A 16,712-nucleotide genomic window follows, 5' to 3' on the forward strand; every position below is an offset into this window, starting at 1 on the left:
TTTTAATTATAAAATGGGTATGGCGCGCTATTCCAGCCCGAGGCTGTCGCGCAGAATATTCAGGCGTTCGTCGTCCCCGTCACGGGCAGCCTGTTGAAGTGATTTGGTTGGGGCATGGATCAAACGGTTGGTCAGTTTCCATGCCAGTTCCTGCATGATGACCTGCGGATCGCCGCCCTGCTCCAGGGCCGCCATCGCTTTGGCAGTCAGTTCATTACGTACCTGTTCCGCCTGACCGCGGTATTCGCGAATCGTCTCGCTGACGCTTTGCGCGCGCAGCCAGGCCATAAATTCGCTGGTTTCTTGCTCGACAATCGTTTCGGCCTGCACCGCCGCCGCTTTACGCTGGGCGAGATTGTGGGAAATGATGCTTTGCAGATCGTCCACGCTGTAGAGATAGGCGTTCGCCAGCTTGCCCACTTCCGGTTCAACATCACGCGGAACGGCGATGTCCACCAGCAGCATCGGCTGATTCCGGCGGGACTTAAGGGCGCGCTCGACCATACCTTTGCCGATAATCGGCAGCGGGCTGGCGGTGGAGCTGATGATGATATCCGCCTCGTTGAGACGGGCGTCGATGTCGCTGAGGGCAATCACTTCCGCGCCTACCTCATCCGCCAGCGCCTGGGCGCGTTCGCGGGTGCGGTTGGCGATAATCATCTTCTTCACTTTGTGTTCGCGCAGATGACGCGCGACCAGCTCGATGGTTTCGCCTGCGCCAACCAGCAGCACAGAGACCGTCGAGAGGGATTCAAAGATCTGGCGCGCCAGCGTACAGGCGGCAAACGCAACGGAAACGGCACTGGCGCCAATGTCGGTTTCGGTTCGCACTCGCTTAGCGACAGAGAAGGATTTCTGGAACATGCGCTCCAGCTCGCTGGCCTTAAGGTGGCCTTTTTGCGAGTCGGCAAACGCTTTTTTAACCTGTCCGAGGATCTGCGGCTCGCCGAGCACCAGCGAATCAAGGCCGCTGGCCACGCGCATCAGATGGCTGACCGCATCGTTATCCTGATGCCAGTAGAGGCTGTTACGCAGCTCTTCTTCGTTCAGGTTGTGGTATTCGCATAACCAGCGGATCAACGCTTCGTGCAGGTTGTCCTGCTCTTCCACGCTGAGATAGAGCTCAGTACGGTTGCACGTCGACAGCACCACGCCCCCCTGCACCATCGGCTGGGCAAGCAGACTTTCCAGCGCCTGGTCGAGCGTATCCGGCGAAAACGTGACGCGTTCTCGCAGTGAAACCGGGGCCGTTTTGTGGTTAATACCGAGTGCTAAAAGGGTCATATGAGCGGGAGTAGTACCAGCGTTAATAGGGTTAGCAGGGCGCATCATACAGGATGCGCGAGATCAATAAAAGAGACTGCCCCCTTTCGGAGTAATAGGTTATTAGTTGTTATTAACCGCTAATTTGATGATTTAGGACAACTTGAGCGTAGACGCTCCCGCTACCGGGCGCTAGCATTAAGGGTTATAACCGCCACGTATCTCAAGGATTTGTCATTATTATGACCAGACTGATTCGCCTCCTGCCTCTCGCCGCGCTGGTACTTACCGCATGTTCCATTACGCCGCCCAAAGGGCCAGGCAAAAGCCCTGACTCACCGCAGTGGCGTCAGCACCAGCAGGAGGTGCGTGGTTTAAGCCAGTACCAGACCCGCGGTGCCTTTGCATATCTGTCGGATCAGCAGAAAGTGTATGCCCGCTTCTTCTGGCAGCAGACCGGCCAGGATCGCTATCGCCTGCTGTTGCTCAACCCGGTGGGGAGCACCGAAATGGAGCTGATTGCCCAGCCAGGCAGCGCGCAAATCACCGATAATAAAGGGCAGAAATATACCGGTACCGATGCCGAAGAGATGATCGGCAAGCTGACCGGGATGCCGATTCCGATTACCAGCCTGCGCCAGTGGATCCTCGGCCTGCCGGGCGACGCCACCGATTACAAACTCGACGACCAGTATCGTCTGAGTGAAGTGAACTACAGCCAGAACGGTAAAAACTGGCACGTGGTCTATGGCGGCTACGACAGCAATACCAAACCGGCCCTGCCAACCAGCCTGGAACTGACCGAAGGCGGCCAGCGCATCAAGCTGAAGATGGATAACTGGATTGTCAAATGATGACCCACTGGCCTTCACCCGCAAAACTTAACCTGTTTTTATACATCACCGGCCAGCGTGCGGACGGCTATCACACCCTGCAGACGCTGTTTCAGTTTATCGACTACGGCGACACCATTTCGATTGAACCGCGTCAGGATGGGCAGCTTCGTCTGCTCACCCCGGTGGAGGGCGTGGCCGATGAAGATAACCTGATCGTCCGTGCTGCCCGGATGCTGATGGCGGCGGCGCAGCAAAGCGGACGCCTGCCGGCGGGCAGCGGCGCGGATATCCGCGTGGAGAAAAGGTTGCCGATGGGCGGCGGGCTCGGCGGGGGCTCGTCAAATGCCGCTACCGTACTGGTGGTGCTCAATCACCTCTGGGGCTGCGATCTCTCGGTGGATGAACTGGCCGCGCTCGGGTTAACCCTCGGGGCCGACGTGCCGGTGTTTGTCCGGGGGCATGCGGCCTTTGCCGAAGGGGTGGGCGAGATCCTCTCCCCGGCCGAACCCGCGGAAAAATGGTACCTGGTCGCCCACCCGGGCGTCAGCATCCCTACCCCGGTTATCTTTAAAGATCCGGACCTTCCACGCGATACCCCCGTCCGGTCAATAGAAACGTTATTAAAATGTGAATTCAGCAACGATTGCGAGGATATCGCAAGAAAACGTTTTCGCGAGGTTGATGAAGCGCTTTCCTGGCTGTTAGAATACGCGCCGTCGCGCCTGACTGGCACAGGAGCCTGTGTCTTTGCTGAATTTGATACGGAATCCGCTGCACGTCAGGTGCTCGAGCTGGCTCCAGAGTGGCTGCATGGTTTCGTGGCGCGCGGTATGAATATCTCCCCGCTACAGCAGGCCATTCTGGCGCAATCTGAGTTTCGGTGACAACGTCACCCTGTTCCAGACGTTGCATCGCGCTCTTTAATACACCGCCTGGATAGCGTTCGCCTGGCCCGCACAGTTTACGGCGAACTATCCACCACTGGACGCATGCCTGAGGTTCTTCTCGTGCCTGATATGAAGCTTTTTGCTGGTAACGCCACCCCGGAACTAGCACAACGTATTGCCAACCGCCTGTACACTTCTCTTGGCGACGCCGCCGTAGGTCGCTTTAGCGATGGCGAAGTCAGCGTACAAATTAACGAAAATGTACGCGGTGGTGATATTTTCATCATCCAGTCCACCTGTGCTCCAACTAACGACAACCTGATGGAACTGGTTGTTATGGTCGATGCCCTGCGCCGTGCTTCCGCTGGCCGTATCACTGCTGTTATTCCTTACTTTGGCTATGCCCGTCAGGACCGTCGCGTCCGTTCCGCACGTGTGCCAATTACCGCAAAAGTTGTTGCTGACTTCCTCTCAAGTGTGGGTGTTGACCGCGTTCTGACGGTTGACCTGCATGCCGAGCAGATCCAGGGCTTCTTTGATGTTCCGGTTGATAACGTATTCGGCAGCCCAATCCTGCTGGAAGATATGCTGCAGCTGAACCTGGACAACCCGATTGTGGTTTCTCCGGACATCGGCGGCGTGGTTCGCGCTCGCGCTATCGCCAAACTGCTGAATGACACCGACATGGCGATCATCGATAAACGTCGTCCGCGCGCTAACGTTTCTCAGGTGATGCATATCATCGGTGACGTTGCTGGCCGTGACTGCGTGCTGGTTGACGACATGATCGACACCGGCGGCACTCTGTGCAAAGCCGCCGAAGCGCTGAAAGAGCGTGGTGCTAAACGCGTGTTCGCCTACGCGACTCACCCGATCTTCTCCGGCAATGCCGTGAACAACCTGCGCAACTCCGTTATTGATGAAGTTGTGGTGTGCGACACCATCCCACTGAGCGACGAGATCAAAGCGCTGCCAAACGTGCGTACTTTGACCCTCTCCGGGATGCTGGCAGAAGCGATTCGTCGTATCAGCAACGAAGAGTCTATCTCTGCCATGTTCGAACACTAATCGGACGCAGTCAGAAAACCCGCTACGGCGGGTTTTTTTGTCTGCAAGATGTATTTGTATGATTAATGCCTCCTTCACCTGCCATTGATATGACAGATGATGCGCACACGGATGATGATTGTGAAAAACGCTTCCTCTCATGTTCTTCCCTTCCGCGCCCTCATCGACGCCTGCTGGAAAGAGAAATATACCCTGTCGCGGTTTACCCGCGATCTTATCGCCGGCATTACGGTCGGCATTATTGCCATTCCATTGGCGATGGCGCTGGCCATTGGCAGCGGCGTGGCGCCGCAGTATGGCCTCTACACCGCCGCCGTTGCCGGGATTGTGATTGCCCTGACCGGTGGGTCGCGCTTTAGCGTCTCCGGGCCCACCGCAGCCTTTGTGGTGATCCTCTATCCGGTTTCTCAGCAGTTTGGTCTGGGCGGATTGCTGGTGGCGACCCTGATGTCCGGGGTATTTTTGATTCTGTTCGGTCTGGCGCGCTTTGGCCGGCTGATTGAGTATATTCCCCTCTCCGTCACGCTGGGCTTCACCTCCGGGATCGGCATCACCATCGGCACCATGCAGATTAAGGACTTCCTGGGCTTACAGATGGCCCACGTGCCGGAGCATTACCTGCAAAAAGTGGGGGCGCTGGCGATGGCGCTGCCGACAACAAACCTGGGCGATGCGGCGATTGGCGTGGTGACCCTGGGCACGCTGATCCTCTGGCCACGGCTGGGCATCCGCCTGCCAGGACACCTGCCCGCCCTGCTGCTGGGCTGCGCGGTAATGGGGATAGTCAATCTGCTGGGCGGCCATGTCGCCACTATCGGCTCGCAGTTCCACTACGTGCTGGCGGATGGCTCCCAGGGTAACGGTATTCCGCAGCTTCTGCCCCAGCTGGTGCTGCCGTGGGATCTGCCCGGCTCCAGCTTTACCTTAAGCTGGGACTCCCTGCGCGCCCTGCTGCCAGCCGCTTTTTCGATGGCGATGTTAGGGGCGATTGAGTCGCTGCTCTGCGCCGTGGTGCTGGACGGCATGACCGGCACCAAACATAAAGCCAACAGCGAGCTGGTCGGCCAGGGGCTGGGCAACATTATCGCCCCGTTCTTCGGCGGCATTACTGCCACAGCGGCCATCGCCCGTTCCGCGGCCAACGTGCGCGCGGGCGCCACGTCGCCGGTCTCGGCGGTGGTCCATTCGGTGCTGGTGATCCTCGCCCTGCTGGTGCTGGCGCCCTTGCTCTCCTGGTTGCCGCTCTCGGCCATGGCCGCCCTGCTGCTGATGGTGGCATGGAACATGAGCGAGGCGCATAAAGTCATCAACCTGCTGCGCCGCGCCCCCAAAGACGACATCATCGTAATGCTGATCTGCATGTCGCTGACGGTACTGTTTGACATGGTCATTGCGATAAGCGTCGGGATTGTGCTGGCATCATTACTGTTTATGCGTCGCATTGCCCGTATGACCCGTCTGGCCAGCGTCAATGTCGCCACGCCGGAAGACGTGCTGGTGCTGCGAGTCATCGGCCCGCTGTTTTTTGCCGCCGCGGAAGGATTGTTCAGCGAACTGGAGTCGCGCATTGCGGGGAAACGTGTCGTGGTGCTGAAATGGGATGCGGTCCCGGTGCTGGATGCCGGCGGGCTGGACGCCTTACAGCGTTTTGTCCAACGTCTGCCGGAAGGCTGTGAACTGCGGGTGACCAATCTCGAATTCCAGCCCCTGCGCACGATGGCGCGCGCAGGGGTTCAGCCCATTGCGGGCCGTCTGGCGTTCTATCCTGACCGTGAGGCCGCGTTAGCGGATCTGTGACATCCGGCGCTGCATCATGATGCCTATCGCCTGCTGAAGCCACTCGAGCACAGCAGGCGTCATCCAGGTCCCTTTCATCAGATGCGGCTCCTGCTGCATCGCCTCGCGGAATTTTTGCTGAGTTGCAGGATTATCCCCTGCGTAAGACTGGAACAGCGCCAGCCAGTTTTCCGCCAGCCGCTGTGCTTCCGGACTCTCTGCCTGCACCCCTTCCCGGCTTGCCTGATGAAGTTTTGCCACCAGTGCCGGCCACTCCATCATGCGATCAAAATAGTGCGCACGGGTAAACGCCATCTCCTCGGGCGTCAGGTAGCGCTGCCAGATAGCCAGCTTGCTCTCGGCGAAGGCCCGGGTGATGAAATCGAGGATATCAGCGTCGATCCCCGTCTGCTCACGCATTTGCGGCTCCACGCTGTGCATCTCATTCAGGCGGGTCAGGAAGTCGGGGTTGCCTGCGGTATCCTGCTCAAGCTGCGTCATCCAACGCGTAGCCAGCCCGGTAGCGCGTGGGTCGGCAACGTCCACCTTTTCCGCCAGCATGCGGCGGGCTTCGGCCACCAGCCCGGCCCAGATCTCTGCCAGGGCGTCACTCTGCTGCGCAAACGGTAATACCTGTAACTCTTCTTTACTGAACCAGCGATCGTACATCGTCATTAACTCCAGCGTCTGTAACCAGGATTCCAGATCGGGCTCGGTGCCTGCGGCCAGCGTGCTATGCAAACTCACGAGCTGCTCGCGCAGCATCTGAATGCTGCGCATCTGTTTATCCAGCAGAGCGATTTGCGCGCCCAGGAGATCCACCATGGAGCGCGGATCCCGATCGAGAACCTCTTTAATTTCGGCAAGCTCCAGCCCCGCTCTGGCTAACACCTGGATACGGTGTAGCCGCTGTACATCCGCGAGGGTATAAAGACGGTAACCTGCCGCACTTCTGGCAGAGGGCAGCAGCAAGCCGGTTTGCTCATAATGGTGTAATGTCCGAACGGTGATCCCCGCTCTCTTCGCCAACAGGCCAACCTGAATTAACATCGCTGCTCCTTTTATCTCGCCATCACGGTCACTCTGGTGCCTTACGTTACGTGAGGGTCAAGAAAAAAGGCAAAAAAAAACGGCTTCCGAAGAAACCGCTTTTCGCGCTGTCACAGGTTAGCTGTGCTTATGCTGTTCGCGACGGCAGCGTTTATCATAATGGCGCACCCACCAGTAGCGGTCGCAGACCTGTTCGTGGCCGCTGACGCGCGCCCCGGCCAGCCAGAGCACCGCTCCCAGGAAGATGCTCAACACTGCGCCATGGGCGAAGTATTGTGGCAGGTCAAGTTGCGGAAGCTGGTTTAAAATGGAATAACCGACGCCGACAACCATGACGACTAATCCCAACCCCATCAACACGTTACCGAGTAGCGAAGCGTTTTTGCGTTTCATATAGCACCTCCGGAACTTTGGGTTGTAAGGGAATAATCTCCCTATTCCTTGTGTGTAAAGTATAGACACCACCCGTTTTGCGGATTGCGTCAACGATCACAAATATCTACTTCGGTGCAACAAAACTTTACAAATAAGCCTTTGAGTAGCATGAAATTCTAATGGTTCAACGCCGGGATTATTCAGTTTCTACGTGTCGCTTAGCAGAATTTTGTCAACCGACGCGGCAGACAGTACACTACGCGCCAGACTTAGCACTTTCAGGAATAAAAACGTGACGATTAAACTGATTGTCGGCCTGGCTAACCCCGGCGCGGAATATGCTGCCACCCGCCATAATGCTGGCGCCTGGTATGTTGATCTGCTGGCCGAGCGGTTACGCGCCCCTCTGCGTGAAGAACCTAAATTCTACGGGTTTACCTCTCGCGTTAACCTGGCTGGCGCCGATGTGCGTCTGCTGGTGCCCACGACGTTTATGAATTTAAGCGGTAAAGCGGTGGCCGCGATGGCGACCTTTTATCGCATCAATCCGGATGAGATCCTGGTGGCGCACGACGAACTGGATCTGCCGCCGGGCGTGGCAAAATTCAAACTTGGTGGCGGCCACGGCGGGCACAACGGCTTAAAAGACATCATCAGCAAACTGGGCAATAACCCTAACTTCCATCGCTTACGCGTGGGGATTGGTCATCCGGGCGATAAAAACAAAGTTGTTGGTTTTGTCCTGGGTAAGCCACCGGTTTCCGAGCAGAAACTGATCGACGAGGCGGTAGACGAAGCGGCGCGTTGCACCGAAATCTGGCTCCAGGATGGTTTAACCAAAGCCACCAACCGTCTTCACGCTTTCAAAGCGCAATAACCGGCGCGAAACGGCTTTTTTGCCCCGCAGGCTGCCGGTTACGTGTATAATAGGCGTAGTTATTTACTTTTCTTCGACTCGTTAATGTTAACGTGTTGAATATCAAGATATTAAGGTGATTCAGAAATGGGATTCAAATGCGGTATCGTTGGTCTGCCTAACGTTGGCAAATCCACCCTGTTTAACGCGCTGACTAAGGCGGGCATCGAAGCGGCTAACTTCCCGTTCTGTACCATTGAGCCAAACACCGGTGTTGTACCTATGCCCGATCCGCGTCTGGATCAGCTTGCGGAGATCGTAAAACCGCAGCGCATTCTGCCCACCACCATGGAGTTCGTGGACATCGCGGGCCTGGTAAAAGGCGCCTCGAAAGGTGAAGGCCTGGGTAACCAGTTCCTGACCAACATCCGTGAAACCGAAGCGATCGGCCACGTTGTGCGTTGCTTTGAGAACGACAACATCATCCACGTGAACAACAAAGTGGACCCGGCTGACGATATCGAGGTGATCAACACCGAGCTGGCACTGGCGGACCTGGATACCTGCGAGCGCGCCCTGCAGCGCGTGCAGAAGAAAGCCAAAGGCGGCGACAAAGACGCGAAAGCGGAACAGGCTGCGCTGGAAAAATGTCTGCCACAGCTCGAAAACGCGGGCATGCTGCGCGCGCTGAAAAACCTGACTGACGAAGACAAAGCGGCGATCAAATACCTGAGCTTCCTGACCCTGAAGCCGACCATGTACATTGCCAACGTCAATGAAGACGGTTTTGAAAACAACCCATACCTGGACAAAGTGCGTGAAATCGCAGCAGCGGAAGGTTCTGTGGTCGTGGCCGTGTGTGCGGCTGTTGAGTCTGATATCGCCGAGCTGGACGATGCCGACCGTGAAGAGTTCATGGCTGAGCTGGGTCTGGAAGAGCCAGGTCTGAACCGCGTGATCCGCGCCGGTTACCAACTGCTGAACCTGCAGACCTACTTCACCGCTGGCGTGAAAGAAGTGCGCGCCTGGACTATCCCTGTCGGCGCGACGGCACCACAGGCGGCGGGTAAAATCCACACCGACTTTGAAAAAGGCTTTATCCGTGCCCAGACCATCGCCTTTGAAGACTTTATTACCTACAAGGGTGAGCAAGGTGCGAAAGAAGCCGGCAAGATGCGTGCAGAAGGGAAAGACTACATCGTTAAAGATGGCGATGTGATGAACTTCCTGTTTAACGTTTAAGGGTCATGCATCTGCGGATGCGTTAACTGACCTGAAAAAATCCACGCCATGGCGTGGATTTTTTTATCAAAGGCACGTTGTCTCGCCTGGAGAATCATTAAACAACCTTGCCCATTATTGCTCTGCTGAAGTGTAAAACCCCTTCCTGTATGCCGCAGGCGTCGTCGACAGCTGATTTTTGAAGTGATGACGCATCGTCGCCACGCTGCCAAACCCCACCTCCTCCGCGATACGCTCAATCGACAACTGGCTATTCTCCAGCAAATCCTGGCTGCGGCTCAGGCGGGCGTGGAGCAACCACTGGGCGGGCGTCTTGCCGGTGGTGGCGGTGAAACGGCGCAAAAAGGTACGCGGGCTCATCCCGACAAATTTTGCCAGCGACTCAACGGTATGCGGCTCGGCAAGTCTGGCGTACAGGTAGTCGAAGAGTGCCCCAAGGCGATGGCCTTCATAGGCGACAGGCACCGCCTGCTGAATAAACTGAGCCTGGCCGCCGTCGCGATGGGGCGACACCACCAGCCGACGCGCGACGCGGTTGGCCGCCACGCTGCCATAATCCCGGCGCACCAGGTGCAGACAAAGATCGATACCCGCCGCGCTGCCTGCGGAGGTCAATACATCACCGTTATCAATATACAGCACGTCAGGTGTGACCTTGATGGCGGGATAACGCTGTTGCAGCAGGTCGGTATAACGCCAGTGGGTGGTCGCCTGCCGGTTGTCGAGTAACCCTGCGGCGGCCAGCACAAAGACTCCGGAACAGATAGAGAGGATCCTCGCCCCACGTTGATGTGCCGCGACAAGCTGCTCGCACAGCGCGGCGGGCACCGGAACTTCGGCCCCCCGCCAGCCGGGCACGATGATCGTTCCGGCCTCACTCAGCAGCTCCAGCCCGCCATCCACCACCAACCTGAAGCCGCCCGTTGCGCGTAACTCACCCGGATCAACGCCCGCCACCGCAAAGCGATACCACTCCTCGCCCATCTCGGGGCGGGGCAGCGCGAAAATTTCGACGGCAATACCGAATTCAAAGGTACAGAGGCCGTCATAGGCCAGTACAACCACCAGAGGATTATTCATCACCACACTCAATGGGTTTTGTCATGATCTTGATATTATCTGGCATTTCTGCCAGCTGTCAAAGCCGCGTCTCCGCCGTAGAGTAAAGGCTCATTCCTGGAGGTGTTTATGAGCTATGTAACTGATTATCCTGCTGCGTCGCCAGATGTCGCAGCAAACCATTTTTTACAGCGACTGAGCGTGGAAACAGACTGTGACGATGTGCATACCGCGTTTAAAGAGGGTAATGTCGATTTTGTGTTGCTGCATGTGGTCGGTAGCCCGGAGGCATTCGCCCGCCGTCATATTCCTGGGGCGCTGCACCTGCGACATCGCGATATGACCGAGCAAAGAATGGCGGAGTGGCCCTCCGATACAGTGTTTGTGGTCTATTGCGCCGGGCCGCACTGCAACGGTGCGGATCGCGCCGCGCTGAAGCTGGCGCAGATGGGCCGCCCGGTGAAAATTATGATTGGCGGAATGACCGGCTGGGCCGACGAAGGTTTTGCTTTTAACCCCCAGTAAAAGAGCCGCGATCCCGTCTGACCTGCGGGATCGCTGACACCTCTTTCACCTGCCCGACGCCGGATAGATCGTCTCTGTCGGCAGCACCCGACGATCAAAACGCCGCAAGCTATAATAGAGCGCTGCGGTACAGAACCAGCCAATCACCCACGAGACATCGTTGTCGGCAAACAGCCAGGTCAGCGAGCCGTGGTAGAGCGGGTTTTCAATAAACGGCAGCTGGATCAACACGCCAACAACATAGACGCTGATGGCAAACATGTTCCAGTGCCCGTAGCGACCACGGGAATCGAACAGCGCCGGAATATCTACCGCTTTACGGGAGATAATAAAGTAATCGGTCAGGCTGATGGCGCTCCACGGTACGAAAAAGGCCAACAGGAACAGCAGGAAATGGGTGAAGTGCTTCAGGAACGCCGGTTCGCTCAGCAGCGCAATCACGCACGAAAGGGCCACCATCAGTACCACAAAGGTCACACGGCTTTTCTGGTTCAGCGTCGTCTGCCGGCGAAAGCCCGAGACAATGGTGGTCAGGGACATAAAACTGCCGTAGGCGTTGAGGGTGGTAAAGGTGATTTTGCCAAAGCAGATCGCAAAGTAGATCACCATCGCCATCGCCTCGCTTTTACCCAGTCCGACGATGTAACTCACCTCATGTCCCTTGAAGGCGCTGCCGGCGATTGCCGCGGTGATCACCCCGAGCGTCATGGACGCCTGGGTGCCCAGCACCGTACCGCTGAAGACGGAGAGGAAGGTCTTCACCCCTGAGACGTCGCGCGGCAGATAGCGGGAATAGTCGGAGACGTAGGGACAAAAGGCGATCTGCCATGAGGAGGAGAGCGATACCGCCAGCAGGAACATCGGCATCGAGAAGTGGTTATTCTGCATCACAGCGCCCACATCGCTGGCGATCAGCAGAGCGATAAACAGATAGACAAACGCCAGCACCCCCACCACGCTCGCTACCTTGCCGAGCTTGTGGATCACCTTATATCCCAGCACCGCAATCACGATAATGATCGCGCTGAACAGGATCATACCGGCCACGTTCGAGATCGACAGCAGCCTGGCCATCGCCTGTCCGGCCAGTACCGTCCCGCTGGCGGAGAAGCCGACATACATCACGCAGACCAGCGCCAGCGGGATCATCGCACCCAGCACACCAAACTGGGCGCGACTGATGATCATCTGCGGCAGACCGAGGCGCGGTCCCTGCAGGGCATGAAATGACATTACCACCGCGCCCAGCACCTGCCCCACCAGCAGGCCAATGATGGACCACACCACATCCCCGCCCAGCACCACTGCCAGCGCCCCGGTCACAATGGCGGTGATCTGCAGATTGCCGCCAAACCACAGCGTAAACTGACTGAAGGGGTGGCCGTGCCGTTCATTATCCGGGATGTAATCGATGGATCGTGTTTCCGATATTCGCGTCCCGCCGCGCTTTGACTGCGCTTCTGAAGATGAAAAAGACGACATAGTTTCCTCTCTGAGTGGATGATTAATGCCCGTCAGAAACCCTGCTATACCTATGCAACGCCATATGACAGAACATGTATATACAACCATTGACATCCACCCACACGCATCTGATGGTGGATTTGTGAACTGAACTGTGAATAATTTGTAATTAACATGAAAACTATATGTGATTGAGATGGGTTTCGATCGACAGTCAAATCAGGCATCGCCATCACATATACCCGCTTAAGACAGGAGTGCAGATGAGCAATAACAGACGAGCGGTACCCGGCATTCGCCATTACGCCGGCCCTGCGGGGGGCTGGGGAGCCTTAAAAGCCACGGCGATTGCCGTGCGTACGCAGATGGACACCTTTGACGCTCCCGCCACGCTGCTGCGCACCAACCAGCCCGACGGCTTCGACTGCCCGGGCTGCGCCTGGCCCGACAAAGAACACAAATCCACCTTTCAGTTTTGCGAGAACGGCGCCAAGGCGGTGACCTGGGAAGCGACCACAAAGCGTGTCACCCCTGAATTTTTCGCTGAGCACACCGTCAGTACCCTGTGGTCAAAAAGTGATTTTGAGCTGGAAGGCTATGGGCGCCTGACCCATCCCATGAAATACGATCCGCAGAGCGACACCTTTCGCCCGGTGGCGTGGGACGAAGCCTTTGCCCGTATCGGCGAAGTGCTGCGCGGGCTGGCCCCGGATGAGGTGGAGTTTTACACCTCCGGGCGCGCGTCAAACGAAGCCGCCTTCCTGTATCAGCTGTTTGCCCGCCAGCTGGGCACCAATAATTTCCCCGACTGCTCTAATATGTGCCACCAGGCCACCAGCGTCGGCCTGCCCCGCTCCATCGGGATTGGCAAAGGCACCGTCTCGCTGGAGGATTTCGACCATACTGAGCTGGTGATCTCCATCGGCCATAACCCGGGCACCAACCATCCACGGATGATGGGCACCCTGCACGAGCTCTCCCGCCGGGGCGTGCCGATTATCGTTTTTAACCCGCTGCGCGAAACGGCGCTGGAGCGCTTCGCCGATCCGCAAAATGTCAGAGAGATGGCGACATACAGCGCCACCGATATCGCCTCGACGTACTATCAGGTTAAAGCCGGGGGCGACGCCGCGGCGTTAAAAGGTATCGCAAAACATCTGCTGGTGCTGGATGCGCTGGATCATGACTTTATCGCCAGCCACACCCAGGGGTTTGCCGACTTTGCCGCCGATATCGCCGCCACGAGCTGGGAGGCCATCGAGCGCGAGTCTGGCCTGAAGCGCGCCGATCTGGAGAACGTGGCGCGCCTCTACGCTAAGTCCAGCGCCACCATCATCACCTACGGCATGGGGATCACCCAGCACAACAAGGGTACCGCCAATGTGCGTTTGATCGCCGATCTCCTGCTGCTGCGCGGCAATTTTGGCAAACCCGGCGCGGGCATCTGTCCGTTACGCGGCCACTCCAACGTGCAGGGCAACCGCACCGTGGGGATCACCGAAAAACCGACCGCGGCCTTTCTGGACCGGCTGGGCACGGTGTTCGGTTTTACCCCACCTGCCACCCACGGCCACGACGCGGTACAGGCGGCGCAGGCGATGATTAACGGCGAGGCCAAAGCGCTCCTCTGCCTCGGGGGGAATTTTGCGGTAGCGATGCCCGATCACGACAGGACGTTTGCGGCGCTGAAACGTCTCGATCTCAGCATACATGTCGCCACCAAGCTGAACCGCACCCACCTGCTGGTCGGGAAAGAGACATATCTTCTCCCCTGCCTGGGGCGCACTGAACTGGATATGCAGCAGAGCGGCCAGCAGTCAATCACCGTGGAAGACTCGATGTCGATGGTGCATGCCTCCCGCGGCAAGCTCAAACCGGCCTCTCCCTGGCTACGCTCGGAACCCGCCATTGTCGCCGGGATCGCCCACGCCACCCTGCTCCACAGCAAAACCGACTGGCTGGGCCTGGTGGAGGATTACGACCGTATTCGCGACGCTATCGAGCAGACGCTGCCGGGCTTTGAAAATTTCAACGCCCGCATCCGGGGGCCGGGCGGATTTCGTATGCCGCTGCCGCCCACGGAGCGCGTCTGGCCCACCGCCAGCGGCAAGGCGATGTTTTCGCTGTTTGAGGGTGTGAGCGAGAACAGTCCGGGCGAAGGTGAGCGCGTGCTGCGTCTGGTTACACTGCGTAGTCACGACCAGTACAACACCACCATCTATGCCCTGGATGACCGCTATCGCGGCGTGTTCGGCCGGCGCGACGTGCTATTTATGAACGAAGAGGATATGCAGCAGTTGGGGCTGGAGCATGGCGATCGGGTAGATATTCATACCGCCCTCCCCGGCTCACAGCAGCGTCTGGACGACATCACCGTGGTGGCCTACAGCATTGCCCCTGGCACGGTTGCTGGCTACTACCCGGAAGCGAACGTGCTGGTACCGCTGGATTATCTCGATAAAGAGAGCGGTACGCCGTCGTACAAATCAGTGCCCGTCCGCCTGAGTCTGCGCTCAAAGGAGATCCGCGCCCTCTAATCTCTTCTCACGCCGTCACCGATCCGGTGTGTTGCCCGGATCGGTGATGCTCTCTCTGTTCAGTTTGACGCCGGTCAGCAAATAAAAAGGTCAGGTGGGTTCAGCATCTAACACTGACGTTCCGTAGGAATTGTCGATGGTGCACAGCCAGCGGTCATTTTCCAGACGGAATACATAGGTTGCACGCCGGGTGATCTCTGTTGTAGCGCCCTGTTCATCCGGGTAAAAAAGCTGGGATTCCATGATCACCAGCGCATCTCCTCCACCTTCAATGATCTGGATATCGCCCTGCTTCACGACGAGCTGATCCTGGAAATAATCAGAAATGGAAATAAAGGCGCTGCGGATATTGTCTTTACCTTTAACGATCATACCGGGCTTAACCACCAGCGCGGCGTCGTCGGCGTAGTGCTCCATCAGCGAATCAAAATCTTTGGCTGAGATCGCCCTGTCACACGCCTTAATGATATTGCGAAGCGGGTGTTCGTACATGTGCATACTCCCTGTTCAGTGATTGCCTCTATTCACTGTATCACCCGTCGGCGCAAAGTGTAGGCCGGGCAAGCGAAAGTACCCGGCTAGCCTTTCTGGAAGAGGTCTCGCAAAGCTCACTGTTTATAGAATATTACGCCAAAAAATACCCCGCCGCGCAAAACGCTACCACTCCCGCGATCACCGTGGCAAAGAGTCCGCGGGTAAGAATGCCCACCAGAGTGGCAAACGCCGCCGCCAGCAGCGAGATGCTGATCCCCGAATCTGTCATTGCAGGTTTACTCATCAGTTCGGCGGCAACCAGGGCGGCCATGATGGCGGTGGGGATAAAGCTCAGCCACTGCAGCAACACCTCCGGCAGCCGAAAGCGGGATAACAGCAAAACCGGCACGGTACGCATCAGGGCAGTGACCAGCGCCGAGGCGAGGATCGCCAGCAGAATATTTCTTTCCATCTTATTTTCCTTTCCGGGCGCGTAACAGCAGCGTCGCCAGCGTGGCGGCAAGGGATGCGGCCAGAATGACCACCAGACTGAGCGAGCTACTCCCGGCAGTCAGCAGTGTGATCGCCACCGCGACGACAATATTGATGGTTTCGAGGATCTTCCTGCGGCTGGCAAACCACATCATCAGGATCAGGCCGATAAACATCGACACCAGGCTGAAGCCCAGCCCCTCCATCAGCGAGGCGGGCAGCGTGGTTGCCAGCCATGCTCCGGCCACACAGGCGATGATCCAGTTCAGCCAGGCGGTAATATTCAGCCCCAGCATCCAGGGGTAGCTGATTTTGCCCTGCGGGCTGGCGCGCTGCACCGCCACGCCAAAGGTTTCGTCGGTCAGCAACAGCCCGCTGACCACTTTCTGCAATGTGGTGTAGTCACGAAAAAAAACGCTCATGGAGGAGCTCATCAGCAGGTAGCGCAGGTTGACCAGCAGCACGCTCAGCACCACGGAGGCCATTTCCGCCCCTGCGGCCCAGAGTGAGTAAAACAGGAACTGCGCCGAACCGGCGTAGAGGGCGCTCGCCAACAGCGCGATTTGCCCGGTGGTAAACCCGGAGAGCGTGCCTATCGCCCCCGCCGCAAAGCCAATGCTCCAGTAGCCTGCAATGGTGGGGAGACAGGCAGCAATACCGGCCCGAAATTCGTCCGTGACGGACGCGGGATGTCCGGTATTTATCTTCATCAACATCGTTTCTTCCCTTATATTACTTAGCTCAATAACTATCTTAAGAATCAACAGCAAACGCTATAGTAAAATCCCGCTTAGCCGTGAAATTTCTT

The 16,712-nt window shown here is 57.4% G+C and carries 16 protein-coding genes; 8 read left to right on the top strand and 8 right to left on the bottom strand.

Annotated elements, in window-relative coordinates:
* Window positions 1–27: 27 nt before the first annotated feature.
* Window positions 28–1,284: a glutamyl-tRNA reductase gene (hemA, locus tag ACOKCT_RS16940; protein ID WP_039030718.1), complete on the bottom strand. Its 1,257-nt coding sequence runs from the start codon at window positions 1,282–1,284 to the stop codon at window positions 28–30.
* A gap of 221 nt (window positions 1,285–1,505) precedes the next feature.
* Here hemA and lolB point away from each other — a divergent pair, with 221 nt between their 5' ends.
* From lolB to dauA, 4 genes are all read left to right on the top strand, one after another.
* Window positions 1,506–2,117 carry a lipoprotein insertase outer membrane protein LolB gene (lolB, locus tag ACOKCT_RS16945; RefSeq protein WP_103179953.1) on the top strand — a complete coding sequence of 204 codons (612 nt, stop codon included), beginning with the start codon at window positions 1,506–1,508 and terminating at the stop codon, window positions 2,115–2,117.
* Window positions 2,114–2,983, top strand: coding sequence for a 4-(cytidine 5'-diphospho)-2-C-methyl-D-erythritol kinase (gene ispE / locus ACOKCT_RS16950; RefSeq protein ID WP_103179954.1), 870 nt, complete (start codon window positions 2,114–2,116; stop codon window positions 2,981–2,983). Before lolB ends, ispE begins: the two co-directional genes overlap by 4 nt.
* Before the next feature lie 123 nt (window positions 2,984–3,106).
* Window positions 3,107–4,054 carry a ribose-phosphate diphosphokinase gene (gene prs / locus ACOKCT_RS16955; RefSeq protein ID WP_003856663.1) on the top strand — a complete coding sequence of 316 codons (948 nt, stop codon included), beginning with the start codon at window positions 3,107–3,109 and terminating at the stop codon, window positions 4,052–4,054.
* Between the two features lie 120 nt (window positions 4,055–4,174).
* Window positions 4,175–5,851 carry a C4-dicarboxylic acid transporter DauA gene (gene dauA, locus ACOKCT_RS16960; protein WP_420193689.1) on the top strand — a complete coding sequence of 559 codons (1,677 nt, stop codon included), beginning with the start codon at window positions 4,175–4,177 and terminating at the stop codon, window positions 5,849–5,851.
* On the opposite strand, the gene ACOKCT_RS16965 is transcribed toward dauA, so the two are convergent.
* Together ACOKCT_RS16965 and ychH are read right to left on the bottom strand one after the other, a co-directional pair.
* Window positions 5,837–6,880 (bottom strand): MerR family transcriptional regulator, encoded by a 1,044-nt coding sequence (locus ACOKCT_RS16965; protein ID WP_420193690.1) that lies wholly within the window; start codon window positions 6,878–6,880, stop codon window positions 5,837–5,839. The genes dauA and ACOKCT_RS16965 overlap by 15 nt on opposite strands.
* Window positions 6,881–6,997: 117 nt before the next feature.
* On the bottom strand, window positions 6,998–7,273 hold the full coding sequence (gene ychH, locus ACOKCT_RS16970) for a stress-induced protein YchH (protein WP_103179956.1): 276 nt from the start codon (window positions 7,271–7,273) through the stop codon (window positions 6,998–7,000).
* A gap of 274 nt (window positions 7,274–7,547) precedes the next feature.
* Here ychH and pth point away from each other — a divergent pair, with 274 nt between their 5' ends.
* Window positions 7,548–8,132 carry an aminoacyl-tRNA hydrolase gene (gene pth / locus ACOKCT_RS16975; protein WP_103179957.1) on the top strand — a complete coding sequence of 195 codons (585 nt, stop codon included), beginning with the start codon at window positions 7,548–7,550 and terminating at the stop codon, window positions 8,130–8,132.
* Between the two features lie 126 nt (window positions 8,133–8,258).
* Complete coding sequence (gene ychF, locus ACOKCT_RS16980) at window positions 8,259–9,353, top strand: redox-regulated ATPase YchF (protein ID WP_103179958.1); 1,095 nt, start codon at window positions 8,259–8,261, stop codon at window positions 9,351–9,353.
* Between the two features lie 114 nt (window positions 9,354–9,467).
* On the opposite strand, the gene ftrA is transcribed toward ychF, so the two are convergent.
* Window positions 9,468–10,433, bottom strand: a complete 966-nt coding sequence (gene ftrA, locus ACOKCT_RS16985; protein ID WP_156654673.1) for a transcriptional regulator FtrA — start codon at window positions 10,431–10,433, stop codon at window positions 9,468–9,470.
* A 108-nt stretch (window positions 10,434–10,541) separates the two neighbouring features.
* Between ftrA and ACOKCT_RS16990 the strand changes: the two genes are divergently transcribed.
* Complete coding sequence (locus ACOKCT_RS16990; RefSeq protein ID WP_103179960.1) at window positions 10,542–10,937, top strand: rhodanese-like domain-containing protein; 396 nt, start codon at window positions 10,542–10,544, stop codon at window positions 10,935–10,937.
* A gap of 45 nt (window positions 10,938–10,982) precedes the next feature.
* Here ACOKCT_RS16990 and ACOKCT_RS16995 read toward each other — a convergent pair whose 3' ends face one another.
* Window positions 10,983–12,368 (bottom strand): purine-cytosine permease family protein, encoded by a 1,386-nt coding sequence (locus tag ACOKCT_RS16995; RefSeq protein ID WP_201304737.1) that lies wholly within the window; start codon window positions 12,366–12,368, stop codon window positions 10,983–10,985.
* Between the two features lie 296 nt (window positions 12,369–12,664).
* Between ACOKCT_RS16995 and ACOKCT_RS17000 the strand changes: the two genes are divergently transcribed.
* Window positions 12,665–14,938, top strand: coding sequence for an FdhF/YdeP family oxidoreductase (locus ACOKCT_RS17000; protein ID WP_420193691.1), 2,274 nt, complete (start codon window positions 12,665–12,667; stop codon window positions 14,936–14,938).
* A gap of 90 nt (window positions 14,939–15,028) precedes the next feature.
* Here the strand turns inward: ACOKCT_RS17000 and ACOKCT_RS17005 are convergent, their stop codons facing one another.
* The 3 genes from ACOKCT_RS17005 to ACOKCT_RS17015 all read right to left on the bottom strand — a co-directional run bounded on the left by ACOKCT_RS17005 (window position 15,029) and on the right by ACOKCT_RS17015 (window position 16,620).
* Window positions 15,029–15,430, bottom strand: a complete 402-nt coding sequence (locus tag ACOKCT_RS17005; protein ID WP_420193692.1) for a YybH family protein — start codon at window positions 15,428–15,430, stop codon at window positions 15,029–15,031.
* Between the two features lie 133 nt (window positions 15,431–15,563).
* On the bottom strand, window positions 15,564–15,884 hold the full coding sequence (locus ACOKCT_RS17010) for an AzlD domain-containing protein (RefSeq protein ID WP_420193693.1): 321 nt from the start codon (window positions 15,882–15,884) through the stop codon (window positions 15,564–15,566).
* A gap of 1 nt (window position 15,885) precedes the next feature.
* Window positions 15,886–16,620, bottom strand: a complete 735-nt coding sequence (locus ACOKCT_RS17015; RefSeq protein WP_103179965.1) for an AzlC family ABC transporter permease — start codon at window positions 16,618–16,620, stop codon at window positions 15,886–15,888.
* Window positions 16,621–16,712 lie beyond the last annotated feature (92 nt).

It is taken from the genome of Leclercia sp. M-A074-M (assembly GCF_965195605.1).
GTDB lineage: Bacteria > Pseudomonadota > Gammaproteobacteria > Enterobacterales > Enterobacteriaceae > Enterobacter.

Bases quoted from the DNA above. Each gene is read 5' to 3' on its own strand.
- hemA (WP_039030718.1), bottom strand. From the start codon at position 1,284: ATGACCCTTTTAGCACTCGGTATTAACCACAAAACGGCCCCGGTTTCA.
- lolB (WP_103179953.1), top strand. From the start codon at position 1,506: ATGACCAGACTGATTCGCCTCCTGCCTCTCGCCGCGCTGGTACTTACC.
- ispE (WP_103179954.1), top strand. From the start codon at position 2,114: ATGATGACCCACTGGCCTTCACCCGCAAAACTTAACCTGTTTTTATAC.
- ACOKCT_RS16965 (WP_420193690.1), bottom strand. From the start codon at position 6,880: ATGTTAATTCAGGTTGGCCTGTTGGCGAAGAGAGCGGGGATCACCGTT.
- ychH (WP_103179956.1), bottom strand. From the start codon at position 7,273: ATGAAACGCAAAAACGCTTCGCTACTCGGTAACGTGTTGATGGGGTTG.
- ychF (WP_103179958.1), top strand. From the start codon at position 8,259: ATGGGATTCAAATGCGGTATCGTTGGTCTGCCTAACGTTGGCAAATCC.
- ftrA (WP_156654673.1), bottom strand. From the start codon at position 10,433: ATGAATAATCCTCTGGTGGTTGTACTGGCCTATGACGGCCTCTGTACC.
- ACOKCT_RS16990 (WP_103179960.1), top strand. From the start codon at position 10,542: ATGAGCTATGTAACTGATTATCCTGCTGCGTCGCCAGATGTCGCAGCA.
- ACOKCT_RS17000 (WP_420193691.1), top strand. From the start codon at position 12,665: ATGAGCAATAACAGACGAGCGGTACCCGGCATTCGCCATTACGCCGGC.
- ACOKCT_RS17005 (WP_420193692.1), bottom strand. From the start codon at position 15,430: ATGTACGAACACCCGCTTCGCAATATCATTAAGGCGTGTGACAGGGCG.
- ACOKCT_RS17010 (WP_420193693.1), bottom strand. From the start codon at position 15,884: ATGGAAAGAAATATTCTGCTGGCGATCCTCGCCTCGGCGCTGGTCACT.
- ACOKCT_RS17015 (WP_103179965.1), bottom strand. From the start codon at position 16,620: ATGTTGATGAAGATAAATACCGGACATCCCGCGTCCGTCACGGACGAA.